The sequence below is a fragment of the Paraburkholderia sp. UCT70 genome (assembly GCF_050434085.1).
In the GTDB taxonomy this organism is placed as follows: Bacteria; Pseudomonadota; Gammaproteobacteria; order Burkholderiales; family Burkholderiaceae; genus Paraburkholderia; species Paraburkholderia tuberum.
The window spans coordinates 3,105,845-3,119,386 of sequence record NZ_JBNPVZ010000004.1; the positions used below are offsets into that span (position 1 = coordinate 3,105,845).

Below are 13,542 nucleotides of genomic sequence, written 5' to 3' on the forward strand. Positions count from 1 at the left end.
CACCGCTGCTAGAATCGGGCGACTTCCCCGCCTCGCACAGGTGCTTTCGATGAACCGTTTCCGCGGATTCCTGCATGGCGTCGCGCTGTCGCTCGGCGGCCTGTGCGCGAGCACGATGGCGTTGCCGGCCGCGTCCGCGGCGACGAACACGGCGACCGTCGTTGCGACCGCGGCCCCCGCCGTTGCCGCGGCGGGCGGCAATATCGAAACCCTTGTATTCGTTCGACACGGCGAGAAACCCGCGCAGGGGTACGGCCAGCTAGACTGCCAGGGGCTCAACCGTGCGCTCGCGTTGCCGGCCGTGATCGCCGCCAAATTCGGCAAACCCGATGCGATCTACGCGCCCGACCCCGGCCAGCAAAAAGACGACGGCGGTCATCCGTACTATTACGTGCGCCCGCTCGCGACGATCGAACCGACCGCGATTCAATTCCAGATGCCGGTCCAAACACCGTACGGTTTTGCGCAGATCGACCAGCTCGGCAACGCGCTCGTTGACCCAGCCAATCGCGGCAAGCTGATCGTCGTTGCCTGGGAGCACAAGCTGATCGAGAAGCTGTTGCGGCAGATGTTGAGCACGCATGGCGGTCGCGCGGCCGACGTGCCGAAATGGCAAAGCGACGACTTCGACAGCATTTACATCGTCCGACTCGACTGGCAGAACGGCACGCCGCGCGCGAGCTTCAAACACGATCGCGAAGGGCTCGACGGGCGGGCAACCGATTGCCCTTGCGCGGCCTTGCCAGGAGTGTCGGCATCTTCGGCAGGGGCGGCCTCTTCCGCAACTTCGGCCGCTTCGGCGCCTGCGGCGGATTAATTGAGCAATACAGATGTAAGCCGTGTTTACGTGCGCTGGCGCGGCAAGCGGCGAGCGTGCGCGACGAGCCGCCTGCCGGCTTGAATTGACCGGCCGCAAAGCCCCGTGGGGCGCGGCTGCAAGCGAAGTGAGGTGTTTGCGCGCAACGTCCGCGCGAGCGCTTTTCCTGGCTTCGATGACTTCGACGATGCTTGCAGTCCGTAACATCTGGTCGCAGTCCGGCCCGCCTCGAGTGCGTACATTGGTCCTGTGCGACAAACCTACGTCGCCTCACAGGAGAGACCAACATGAAACGCATCGTCACTCACTTGCTGGTTGCTGCCGGACTCGCGGCGGGCGCATGCGGTGTCGCGCAGGCGCATACGGATCTGAGCGTCGGCCTATCGCTCGGCGCCCCGGTTTATGCCGCGCCCGTGAGCGTCTACGCCGCGCCGGAGCCGGTGTATTACGGCGGCTGGGATCATCGCTACCCGCGTGGTGACTACTACCGCGACTATCACCGCGATGATCGCGGCTGGGGTCACGACAACCGTCGCTGGGGTCATGACAATCGAGGCGAGCACCGCGGCTGGCGGGATTGACGAGCGCAAGCGGAGCGCGCGCTGCGTGCTTCGGGAGCAACGTTTGCGGCCCGCATCCACGCGAGTGGATGCGGGCCGCTTTCAATCGCAGTGACTACGGTTCAAGATGCCAGTTCGTCGTCGAGCGCAAACAGTTTGCGCAGATGATGCGCAACGCCCGCCTCGAAATTGTTCCCGATGCGCGGCACATGCGGCAGACGGGTGATTCAGATCGGGATTGGCGTTGTTCATCATGAATGGATGGCCGGCCGTCTCGAGCAGATCGATATCGTTCATGTTGTCGCCGAACGCGACGCAGTGCGACGCGTCGACACCGAGACGCTTGAGCACGATCTGCAGGGCGCGCCCCTTCGACACATTCGCGGTCATCACTTCGAGACAATCCGGCAATGAATACGTCACGTACAGTCGTTCGCCGAAGTCGCGTTCCAGATTGGCGGCCACCTGCGCGAGATCGGCGGGATCGCCGATATACAGCGCCTTGGCAATGTCGACACCATCGTGCTTCGGCAGGTCGGTCACTTCGTACGTGAAGCCGGAATCCTGGTGAAATTCCAGCAGATGGGGCGCGTCGCGGTCGATGAGCCACGCCTCGTCTGCAAACAGACTGACGATCACTCGACCATGCGCGCCGACAATTTCGGGCTGCACGAGACGCTGGACGATCGCCGGCGGCAAATCGTCGGCGTGGATCACCGTGTTGTCAGGCGCGTGAATGCGCGCGCCGTTCGACGTGATCAGATACGGATTGATGCCGAGCAGATCGCGGATGCCCGCGACGTCGCAGTAATGCCGCCCGGTGGCGATCACGAACTGCAGCCCGTCGCTTTCGAGCTTGCGCACCGTGGCGACCGTGAACGGGTCTACCTGGTGATCAGCGTTGAGCAGTGTGCCGTCCAGATCCGTGGCGATGACTTTATACATGGTGAGTCCGGCGGCTGAGCCGTCGAGGCAGCGTCAAAGCGGGTATTTTACAGGTCTCCTCGAGCCAGCCGCTGCGCCTCGCGCCGCGCCAGTTGCAAGCCGCCATGCACCGAATCCGCCCGCGGCTCGCGCAGGCGCGCCTGATACGCCTGCGGCACGTACTCGCGCAACGGCGTACCGAGGCCTCCGCATAACGCGACCGGCAGCGCGCCCGTCGCGTCCAGCGCGGCGATCATCTTGCCGACTTCGACGCCGGCCTCGCCGAGCAGCCGCGCCGCGAACGGATGTGCGCGGTGTTCGATCGCGATCGGCGCGAGCCGCGCGTAGGCAGTCTGATTGGCCGCGCACAGCCACACGACGAGACTGTCGCGATCCCGCGCGCCGGTATGCGCGAGCAGCGCGTGCGTGAGATCGTCGACGGGAACGCGGCCATCCAGCGCCTGTTGCGCGCGCACGATCAGCCGGAGGCCGAGCCACGCGCCGCTCGCTTCGTCGCCCGATGGAAAGCCGTAGCCGCTGGCCATGCGGAATTCGCCGTCGCTCGCGAGCGAAGCCGCGACGCTGCCGGTGCCGAGTGCGACGATCACGCCGGGCGCGCCGTCGTGCGCGCCGAGCAGGGTCGTGTAGGCGTCGGTTTCGACGGCCAGTCCGGCGAGCCGCGGCGCCTGCTGGTGAAACTCGGCGAGCCAGTCACGATTGTTGACGCCCGCCAGTCCGCAACCGAGCACGCAACGCGACCAGTCCAGCGCGACTCCAGCTCGCTGGAACGCTTCGCCGCAGGCGGCCTGAATGGACTGCCATGCGCGCGGGATGCCGAGCCCAAGGCCCGATGGGCCGCCTGCCGCTTGCGCCAGTTCGCGGCCCTGCGCGTCGCCGAGCACGACGCGCGTGCCGGTGCCGCCGCCGTCGAGGCCGATCAGAAAGAAGTCGTGGTTCATCGAATCGAATCAGTTCCGTGGGTGAATAACGCTTAGCGTCGCAGGTCAGTTTGAATCGCGCAATTGGCCGATTGGCCAGCTTGCGGCGTACACCGCTTCCGCTATGCTGGCGAACGACATGATCACGCGGGAGCGCGACAGTGACACAACGATGCAACTGGGTATCGAGCGAAGCGCTCGCACAGTACCACGACACCGAATGGGGTGTGCCCTCGCGCGACGACCAGCACCTGTTCGAGATGCTCGTGCTCGAAGGCGCGCAGGCCGGTTTGTCATGGTCGACGATCCTCAACAAGCGCATCGGCTACCGCCGTGCATTCGCCGACTTCGACATCGACAAGGTCGCGGCCTTCACGCCGAAGCACGTGGATGCGCTCGTCGCCGATGAAAGCATCGTGCGACATGGCGGCAAAATCGAGGCGGCCATCCTGAACGCACGCGCTGTGCAGCAGATTCAGGCTGAACATGGCTCGCTCGCGAACTTCGTGTGGACATTCGTCGACGACACGCCGATTCAGAACGAATGGGCTTCGTATAAGCATGCACCTGCGTCGACGGAAGTATCGGACGCGCTAAGCAAGGCGCTCAAGCGCTACGGTTGCAAATTTGTCGGTTCGACGATCTGCTACGCATTCATGCAGGCGATCGGCATGGTCAACGATCATGAGACGACCTGCATGTGTCGTGAGCGATGCGTGTCGCTGGGCAAGAAGGGGCGTGGTCGGAAGGCGAGGTGAGGCCACGGCGTCCGCGGGAGGCGCAAACGCGTGAATTGGCGCCCTTTCATGCTCGTAGTCGGCCCTTCGTCGGACGACGCACGGCGGATACTCGTCGCCATGCGCTCACGTGATGCGCGCTCAACAACAAATAACTACCGCCTCGGACGCGGGAGACCAACCATGAAAACACTTAGCTTCCTGACCCACCAGGACATTTACGATCAGTCCGTCACGCATCCGAACAGAAACGCGCTGCATTGCTACCGAGGGGCGGCGGCGCCTACCGCGGCTATTGTGGCGGCTGCCCGGTCGGCAACCTGATCAAGCCGCGCGATTACATGACCGCAATGGAAGGCGTGCCGGTGCGCTTCATCGGCAAGCCACTGGCCGAAGTGCCCGCTTACATGGATGCCGGCTTGGCCGCGCTGAAAAAAGCGCTGCTTCGCGCCCGCATCAACGTATGCGACCCGGTGACCATCGCTTTGCTCAGTTGCCTGCAAAACGTGCACGACGTGTTCGGCACATGGGAGTGGCACGACCGGCTGGGCTCGATCGCGCGCGAGTTCGGGTTGTCGGCCGAGCGGCTGAGGAGCGCGGCGTAACGGCTGCACGCAGGGGCAAAATCCGACGCCGCAAAAGCAAAACGGCGATGTGGCTTCTTTCGAAGCTCACACCGCCGTTCGGCGTATGTAAAAAGCGTGCTTAGTGCAGCTTTTTCGGCAGCATCTGGCTGCGCAGACGCTTGTGCAGGCGCTTAACAGCTGCTGCCTTCTTGCGCTTGCGAGCCGTGGTCGGCTTTTCGTACGACTGGCGTTCACGCAGTTCAGCGATCAGGCCATTCTTTTCGATTGCGCGACGAAAGCGGCGAATTGCCACTTCGAACGGCTCGTTTTCCTTCAGAAGAATCGTCGTCATGTAATTCCTAACTCAATCACTAGATACGGGTTTAATTGCATGGCGGTAACCGCTCAGGTCACCATTCACGCGCCGGCCCTCCGGTCGCTCCGATTCATGGCCAGTAACAGGCAAACGCGAGGCTGATAAATAACCCCGGCCAAACCACGAATGAAGCGAGAGGCAAAGCGGCCACGGAGGCCGGAAAAGAGAGGTGGGGAGTTCACCGCGCAACGCGGACAGACGTAATGCAAATGCCGCGTCTGTTGCCGTTTCGCCAACCTTTCATCAACGAAGAACACTGACGAAACAGGCAAAGATCTCAATTCACTCCCGATCATACCAGGAAACTCTCCATCCTACCAGGGGTTTACCGATTGCGCCAGGCTTTTCCCTGGCGCGGATCGCCCCCGCGTCGGCGGCCGAGGTGTTCGCCTTATCAGGCGCTCGCTTCGTCCAGCTCACGAATATCGTCGGCGGCGAGGGACAGCTGGACGGCCGCGACCAGGCTCTTCAACTGCTGGACCGAGGTTGCGCTCGCAATAGGGGCCGTAACGCTAGGACGCGCGATCAGCCATGCAAGCGCGATCGCGGCCGGCGTGCTGCCGTGCCGTTGCGCGACGCGGTCGAGCGCGCCGAGAATCCGCAAGCCGCGCCCGTTCAGGTATTTTTCGACCCGGCTCCCGCGCGCCTTGCCGGCCAGATCGGCCCCGCTGCGGTATTTGCCTGACAGGAACCCGCTCGCGAGGCTGTAATAGACGACCACGCCGAGATGATTCGCGAGCGCCACCGGCTCGCTGTCGCTCTCGTATTGCGCGCGGTCGTACAGGTTGTATTCGGGCTGCAGCAACTGATACCCGGGCAGCCCGTGCTCGCGCGATACCGCGAGCGCTTCCTCGACGCGCGCGCCACTATAGTTAGACGCGCCGATCACGCGCACCTTACCCGCCTCGATCAGCTTCTGATACGCACCGAGCGTTTCGGCGAGCGGCGTCGCGGTGTCGTCGTCGTGGGAGAAATAGACGTCGATGTAATCGGTTTGCAGGCGGCGCAGCGAGTCTTCGACCGCCGCCTGGATATTTGCGGCCGATAGCCCCTTGCGCTGCGGATGCTTCGAGACCTTGGTCGCGAGCACGATCCGCTCGCGCTTGCCGCTCTCATGGAACCACTTGCCGAGGATCGTCTCCGACTCGCCGCCCTGGTTGCCGGGCACCCAGGCCGAGTAGACATCGGCGGTGTCGATGAAATTGAGTCCGGCTTCAACGAACGCGTCGAGCATCGAGAAAGAGGTGGCTTCATCGGCCGTCCAGCCGAATATGTTGCCGCCGAACATGAGCGGGGCGACCCGCAACGAGGAAGTGCCGATCCTGCGTAGTTCCATGATGGCTCCAGGTATGAGTGGGCGAACGCAATGCGGGAAATGGGTGGGCGAACCCGGGACGGTTGAGCATACGCCGCCTTGAACAAGGCTGCAGCGCGCGGCGCCGCTGCAAGTCACAGCGCATGGCACTGACCACATTGATGCACAGCGCAAAAGGGGACGCAACGGGATGCGCGCGCCTCTCAAGTCTTTTCCAATGCCCCTCGCAGGTACGGCGAATGCCGCAAGCGGCGGCATCGCGTAGGACACGGACGCGGGCACACGCCACGGTCAGGTTGCGGGCTCGCGCCATATCGCGATGAGCGACAGTTCCGGATATCCCGCCAAATTGACGACCGTTTTGGCGTTAGCTCGACGCATCGGGGCAGCAGACCCCACCGCATAATTGCAAACTCAGCCTCCTTGCGATCTACGCGCGAATTCGACATGTCCACTCCTTCCCACCCAACCGACGCCCTGGAGCTCGAACAACAGCTGGAGCGCGACATTGCGGTCGTCATGCAGGCGGCGTTCGAGCATCATCGCAGGCAGGAATTCGACCAGGCCGCTTCGCACTACACCGCGATTCTCGAGGCGATTCGCGATCACGCCTCTGCAAATCATCACCTCGGCCTGCTGCTAGTGCAAACCGGCCGGCCGGCCGAGGCGTGGCCGCATTTCGAAGCCGCACTCGGCCGTGAACCGGACAACGGCGCGTATTGGGTCGGCTACATCAATGCCCTCATCGAGAGCGGCCAGAACGAAGCCGCCCGCGCGGCATGCGACGCGGCACAGCAGCTCGGCGTACGCGAGCCGGCATTCGCTACGCTGCTCGCCCGTATGCCCTCCAGTGATACGCGTCGCGCGAGCACAGAGGAGTTGAACCAGCACGCGGCCCTCTTCAGCAAAGGCGAGATCGAGGCATCGCTGAACATCGCCCTTCGTCTGACGACGCACTATCCGTCGCACGGAGAATGCTGGCGAGCACTCGCCCTGTCCCAGCAGCGTCTGGGGCAGTACGCCAAATCCGTGCCCGTTGCGGAGCACGCCGTGCGGCTGCTCCGCAACGATCTGGTGTCCCACATGCTGCTGGCAAGCGGACTCTGCGCCATCGCCGATTGGCCGCGCGCCGAGGCGCACTGCCGCGAGGCGCTCGAGCAATTCCCCCACTATGCGGAACTGCATCGCATGCTGGCGAACAGCCTGACGGGTATGCACCGCTACACCGACAGCATCGCCAGTTGCCGCCGCGCCGCGGCGCTGGCACCCGGCCATGCAGACGTCTATGGCACGCTCGGCACTGCTCTGCTCGGACACGGCCAGAATGAAGAAGCGGAAACTGCGTATCGCCGCGCACTCGAATTGACCCCGATGGATGCGAGCGCGTACACCGCCTTGCTTCACTGTCTGATGCACAAGGTCGATCGCGACATGGCGATGTTCCAGGCCGAGGCCCGCGAGTTCGCGAAGCGACACGAAGCGCCCCTTCGCGAGCAGTGGCCCCGCCATGCGAATCCGCGCGATCCGTCGCGGCGCCTGCGCATAGGCTTCGTTTCGGGCGATCTGGTGGATCACCCCGTGACGTCGTTTCTTTTGCCGGTCGTCGAGCATCTCGCGCGGGACAACGGCCTTTCGCTGCACTTCTATTCGAACAATCCGGCCAGCGACAGCGTCACCGCACAGATCCGCGGGCATGTCGATGGATGGCGAGAAGTGTACGGCCTCCCTGACGGCGCGCTCGTCCAGCAGATCCGCGCTGACGGCATCGACATTCTGATCGACCTCGCGGGCCATTCTGGCCGCAACCGGCTTGCAGCGTTCGCGCATAGACCGGCGCCGGTTCAGGTCAGCTGGATCGGCAATCCCGCCACGACCGGCCTGACGTCCATCGACTATTACCTGTCCGACCGTTTCGTCACGCCCCTCGCACAGTTCGCCGGCAAGTTCTCGGAAAAGCTCGTGTTCCTGCCAGCCCTCGCCCCGTTCAGGGCACCGGAAAACTCACCGCCCGTCGACGAACTGCCCGCGTCGCGCAATGGCTTTCTGACGTTCGGCAGTTTCAGCCGGATGAGCAAGATCGGGCCAGCAGTCGTGGCGCTGTGGGCGCGTGTACTGCGCGAGGTGCCCGATGCGCGTCTCGTCATCGGTTCGATTTCCGGTCAGGACGAGATCGACAAGCTGACCGAGCGGTTCGCGGCTGAAGGGATCGACGCGGCGCGGCTCGGCTTTCTGCCGCGCAAAGGCATGCTCGGTTATCAGGAACAGCACCACCAGATCGACGTCTGTCTCGACGCGTTTCCGTTCGGCGGCTCGACCACGACACTGCAAGCCTTGTGGATGGGCGTCCCCACGGTGACGCTCCCCGGCGATTCGATGGCAAGCCGCAGCAGCACCGGCTGGCTCTCATTGCTGGGGCTCGACGCGCCCTTCGTCGCGCACGACAAGGACGACTACGTGCGCAAGTGCGTGACACTCGCCGCCGACATCGACGCTCTCGCGACGCTGCGCCGCGAGCTTCGCCAGCACTGCGCGCAGTCATCAGTGTTCAGTGCGAAACCGGTCGCAGACGCCGCATCGCGCGCGCTGCGCATCATGTGGCAGCGCTGGTGCGACGGACTCGCGCCCGAGCATTTCGACGCCGCTTTGCCGGTTCCAGCCGAAACCGGTGTACCAGCCGCCGATCCGCACCCGGAACACGACATCGCGGTAGCGGACGCAGCCGCGCCCGCAAGACGCGATGACAGACGCGCAAGCGCCAGGGAAATGCGGCAATACACGGATCTCTTCGGCAAGGGAAAAATCGAAGCGGCGCTCAAGACCGCGCATCGCTTGACGCAGCAATACCCGTCGCACGGCGAATGCTGGCTCGCCCTTGCGTGCGCGTTGCAGCGCGCGGGCAGGCACACTGAGTTCGCGAGCGCCGCTGAGCGTGCCGCCACCCTGCTGCCCGACACGCTTTCCGCACAGACACTGCTGGCCGACGCGCTGAAAATCACGCGCCAGTTCGAGCAAGCCGAAACGCACTGCCGCGAGGCGCTCAAACGCCACCCCGACAGCGCGGGACTGCATCACACCTTGGGCGTCGTCCTGCAGTCAATGGGCCGACACGCGCAGAGCATCGCCTGTTTCCGCCGTGCTGTGGCGCTGACACCGGACAACGCTCTCGCGTACGACGCGCTCGGCGTCGCACTCCTTGAGTATGGCGAGAGCAAAGAGGCCGAATCGGCCTTGCGCCGGGCACTCGAATTGGCGCCGACGCAGGCGCAGGTGCACAGCAACCTGCTGTTTTGCCTGATGCACAAGAACGGGCTCGATGCGGCGAGCGCCTTCGCCGAATACCGCGAATTCGCGACCCGCCACGAGGCGCACCTGCGCGCGCGCCGGCCAAAGCACGCCAATGATCGCAATCCGTCGCGGCGTCTGAAGATCGGCTTCGTTTCGGGCGACCTGTTCAATCACCCAATCGCTTATTTCCTGCTGTCGATCGTCGAGAATCTGGCACGCGACACGAGCCTCGCACTGCACTTCTATTCGAACCACACGGTCAGCGACGGCTACACCGACCAGATCCGCGCCCATGCCCAAGGCTGGCACCCGGTTTCCGGCATCAGCGATGCCGTGCTCGCTGAAAAAATCCGCGGCGACGGCATCGATATTCTCATCGATCTGTCCGGCCATACCGGCCGCAACCGGCTCGTGACATTCGCGCACAAACCAGCGCCGGTGCAGGTGAGCTGGATCGGCAATCCATCGACGACCGGTCTGACGGCCATCGACTATTACATGTCGGACCGCTTCGTCACGCCGCTCGAGCAGTTCGCCGGGCAGTTCTCCGAAAAGCTCGTGTTCCTGCCGGCGCTCGCACCGTTCAAGCCGCACCCGCACGCGCCGGACGTCAACGCGTTGCCCGCCCTGAAAAACGGCTTCATGACCTTCGGCAGCTTCAGCAAGCTACTCAAGATCGGGCCGGAAGTCATCGCGCTGTGGGCGCGCGTGCTGCGCGAGGTGCCGCATTCGCGGATGGTCATCGGCGCGATTGTGGCGCCCGAGCAAATGAGCAAGGTCAGCGCGCTATTCGCCAACGAGGGCATAGACGCCAGCCGCATCAGCTTCCTGCCACGCGCGGGGATGGCGGCCTACCTGGCGCAGCACCATCAGATCGACGTGTGTCTCGACGCATTTCCGTTCGCCGGTTCGACCACGACCATGCACGCGCTGTGGATGGGCGTCCCGACCGTGACCCTGCCCGGCTTCTCGATGGCGAGTCGGGGCAGCACGGGATGGCTCTCGCACCTCGGCATCGACGACGCATTCGTTGCGCGCGACGAGAACGATTTTGTGCGCAAGTGCGTCGCGCTGGCCGCCGATCTGGATGCGCTAGCCATGGTGCGCCGCGAGCTTCGAGCGCACTGCGCGCAGTCCTCGCTCATCAGCGCGGGCACGATTGCCGAGGCCGCATCGCGTGCGCTGCGCGCGATGTGGCAACGCTGGTGCGACGGGCTGGAACCCGCACACTTCGAGGTTCCGGCGCGCGACGCGAATGCGCCGGCGCAGCCAGTCGCGGCGCGCGAAAGCGATACGCAAGCCGCCGCCGGAACGACGGCGGCATCGGTCACGTCGAGCGAGAAGGCAGCCGGCGTCCCCGCAGCAATCAAGCCGATCCGTTTCGTCTGCGGCACCCGTTGCAGCCGCGAGCAGTTCTGGAACCAAACCGCACTGGGCCGGACGCTGAAGCCCTACGCGAACCAGCCTGACGTCCAACTCCAACTGTTCGACAACAACTCGCGCGGGCTTTCCAGCATCTACAACGAAGCCATCGAGCACGCCAGGCAGGATCCGGCGATTCTCGTCTTCATTCACGACGACATCTGGCTCAGCGACTTCTTCTGGAAGCTGCGCGTGCGGCGATCGCTGACGCGTTTCGACGTGGTGGGCCTTGCCGGTAACCTGCGCCGCGTGCCGCACCAGCCCTCATGGGCCTTCGTCTCGCCGGACCTGCGCTGGGACGAGCGCCGGTACCTGAGCGGGACGGTCGGCCACGGCAAGGGATTCCCGTGCAACGAGATATCGAACTTCGGCCCGGTCGCCCAGGAATGCAAGCTCCTCGACGGTCTCCTGCTGATTGCCGACAGCGAAACGCTCGTGAGCCGCGACGTGCGATTCGACGAGCAGTTCAAGTTCCACTTCTATGACATGGATTTTTGTCGCGAGGCCGAACTCAAGGGCCTGAGCATGGGCACCTGGCCGTTGAGCGTGGTGCACGAAAGCGGTGGGGCTTTTGGGTCGCCGGGATGGCGTGAGGGGTACGAGCGGTATTTGCGCAAATACGGGAGCTAGTAGATTGCAGGCGCAGCCAGTGAACGAAGCTGATTTTTCGAGGCTACGCCAATCGCCGGTGAAATATCTGCCGAACGGCATCGGCGCAGTGTTCCGCTGGATCACGCGCCATCTGCGAGGCCCGAATCAGATCCCCTCCTTTCCCGCTGCAAGCCGACGATCAACAATGCGACCTGAAGCCCGAAGTGCCTCATGGATGAAAACAGGTTCCGTCAATGAAGAATGAACATCTTCAAACGCCTTGAGATACGACCAGGCCGGAACCTTGACCGATTCGGCAATACGTACCTGGCTACCGATAGTGCAATGGCGGCCGATCTTTGAAAAACGATCGACGAATACGGCAGAGCCGAAGTAGGCGTTCTCACCGATTTCGGTACCCTGACCGAAAAAGCACCTGGCCCCGACGATGACGTTGTTACCAATACGCACATCGTATTGCGCGATGGCACCTTCGAGAACCAGACTGTGCTCGCCAAGGACAACACGCGCACCGAGCTGTGCCGAAGGACTGACATACGAAGCAAGCCGATAGCCCTGCTGTCTTGCAGTTTCGGCGATCTCGGCGCGCACTACGTTCTGCCGTGCATGTTCCAGCGCAACGAATACCTCATACTCATGTGGCGGATGGCTCTGCGCCAATGTCTCGAATGGCACGAAAGGCAAATCGCCATGTTCGTCTTGCGGAATGAAACGCTGATGTGCCGTACGTACAACCGTATCCGCACCGCTGTCCGCAAACAACGAACAAACCATCCGGGAGAAGGGGCTAATGCCAAAAACGACGATCTTGCGACTCATGAAATAGCGTTCCCGTATCCCGCTTATGCGCCGATTTCGATACCGGCCAGCGTCATGGCCGCGACGTAGGCGCTATCAAAATTGATTATCTTGTCTTCGCGTTCGCCCAATACGGCATGTCGCCGGACCGACGCAATGCCGCGTTGGCTGGATTCGACAGCCTCAATATCCTCGTTGAAGACTCGCAAGCCGCTAAGCGCCAGGTGATAGAGAATGTCCGGCGTGACTCTGGACTGACCATCTTTCTGACGCCCCGGAACAACCGACACGTCGATTTCCGTCGAGGACTCGGAGGTTGGACGATAACGCACGATGTTGTACCAAAGCCCCTGCACAGAAGTAATGATGACGTTGGGCCAGAGGACAAGATGCATGTAGTGATCGAACGCAAACTCTCTATTCGCAAGACAGCCGTTGAATATCGCAGCATTACGCGCCTGCGCCGCTTGCGTCATCATCACCTTGAGCAACGCATGCCGTCTGCCGTAACCAGCTGGAATGCTTTCGACATCGCTGTCGAAAGGATGAGACAGCCATTCCGCGCCAATATAATCTCGCGTATCCAGCGACGACAACGGGTGCACAAACTGCGCGTGAATGTCGTCATAGCCGTTATGCATCAGGAATTTCCAGTTACACGCGGCATGGATACGGGTGCGGAAGCTGATGTCGTCGAGCGCGTTGCCGATATTCGCCAGCAAATCGGTGTGCTCTCCCAACTGCGAAGACAAGGGAGCATCCGGCGCGGCCGAGACGAACACCATGTTTCCCAACGCTGTATGGGAAAAGGACTTCGCAGCCAGACATCTGGCCTCCTCCACACTGATGGGATAGAACGTCTCGTTGTGCGGAATGCCAACCGGCACGCCGGATGGATCATAGACCCATCCGTGATACGGACAATGCAGGCCGCGATTACCGCGCTCCGTTGGCTGCAACGGTGCCGCGCGATGCGAGCACACGTTATGCAATGCAGCCAGACGGCCGCGAAAGTTCTGCAACACGAAAGGCTGTGAGCCGATGTTGCCAGTCACAAAGTCCTTGTCGTCACGTACGTCAGTCCGCAAGCATGCAAATTGCCAGGTTCGCTCGAACAGGATGGACTGCTCGGCGGCAAAGATTGCCGGATCAGAGAAGCATTGCGGTGGAAGCTTCGATTCAAGAGCCATAT

At 62.9% G+C, this 13,542-nt stretch carries 9 protein-coding genes and 2 pseudogenes; 5 read left to right on the top strand and 6 right to left on the bottom strand.

The annotated features are described in order from the left end of the window. Nucleotides 1-49 precede the first annotated feature (49 nt). A complete protein-coding gene (locus OKW41_RS40145; protein WP_429453911.1) occupies nucleotides 50-817 on the top strand; it encodes a histidine phosphatase family protein in 768 nt (255 codons plus the stop codon). A gap of 287 nt (nucleotides 818-1,104) precedes the next feature. Further along, nucleotides 1,105-1,398, top strand: coding sequence for a PXPV repeat protein (locus OKW41_RS40150; protein ID WP_184069793.1), 294 nt, complete (start codon nucleotides 1,105-1,107; stop codon nucleotides 1,396-1,398). A gap of 101 nt (nucleotides 1,399-1,499) precedes the next feature. On the opposite strand, the pseudogene OKW41_RS40155 reads toward OKW41_RS40150, so the two are convergent. Then, nucleotides 1,500-2,322: pseudogene (locus OKW41_RS40155) on the bottom strand (Cof-type HAD-IIB family hydrolase). Nucleotides 2,323-2,369: 47 nt separating this feature from the next. After that, complete coding sequence (locus OKW41_RS40160) at nucleotides 2,370-3,260, bottom strand: BadF/BadG/BcrA/BcrD ATPase family protein (RefSeq protein ID WP_429575895.1); 891 nt, start codon at nucleotides 3,258-3,260, stop codon at nucleotides 2,370-2,372. Nucleotides 3,261-3,400: 140 nt separating this feature from the next. Between OKW41_RS40160 and OKW41_RS40165 the strand changes: the two genes are divergently transcribed. Both OKW41_RS40165 and OKW41_RS40170 read left to right on the top strand, forming a co-directional pair. Then, a complete protein-coding gene (locus OKW41_RS40165) occupies nucleotides 3,401-3,997 on the top strand; it encodes a DNA-3-methyladenine glycosylase I (protein ID WP_429575896.1) in 597 nt (198 codons plus the stop codon). Nucleotides 3,998-4,159: 162 nt separating this feature from the next. Next, nucleotides 4,160-4,581: pseudogene (locus OKW41_RS40170) on the top strand (hypothetical protein). Nucleotides 4,582-4,681: 100 nt separating this feature from the next. Here the strand turns inward: OKW41_RS40170 and rpsU are convergent. Then, entirely contained in the window at nucleotides 4,682-4,894 is a 213-nt protein-coding gene (gene rpsU, locus OKW41_RS40175) for a 30S ribosomal protein S21 (RefSeq protein WP_006050883.1), read from the bottom strand. Between the two features lie 418 nt (nucleotides 4,895-5,312). Continuing rightward, complete coding sequence (locus OKW41_RS40180; protein WP_429575897.1) at nucleotides 5,313-6,254, bottom strand: aldo/keto reductase; 942 nt, start codon at nucleotides 6,252-6,254, stop codon at nucleotides 5,313-5,315. Nucleotides 6,255-6,680: 426 nt separating this feature from the next. Here OKW41_RS40180 and OKW41_RS40185 point away from each other — a divergent pair, with 426 nt between their 5' ends. After that, a complete protein-coding gene (locus OKW41_RS40185) occupies nucleotides 6,681-11,570 on the top strand; it encodes a tetratricopeptide repeat protein (protein WP_429575898.1) in 4,890 nt (1,629 codons plus the stop codon). Nucleotides 11,571-11,696: 126 nt separating this feature from the next. Here the strand turns inward: OKW41_RS40185 and OKW41_RS40190 are convergent, their stop codons facing one another. Then, a complete protein-coding gene (locus tag OKW41_RS40190) occupies nucleotides 11,697-12,371 on the bottom strand; it encodes a hypothetical protein (RefSeq protein WP_429575899.1) in 675 nt (224 codons plus the stop codon). Nucleotides 12,372-12,394: 23 nt separating this feature from the next. Then, nucleotides 12,395-13,540, bottom strand: a complete 1,146-nt coding sequence (locus OKW41_RS40195; RefSeq protein WP_429575900.1) for an aromatic ring-hydroxylating oxygenase subunit alpha — start codon at nucleotides 13,538-13,540, stop codon at nucleotides 12,395-12,397. Nucleotides 13,541-13,542: the final 2 nt, after the last annotated feature.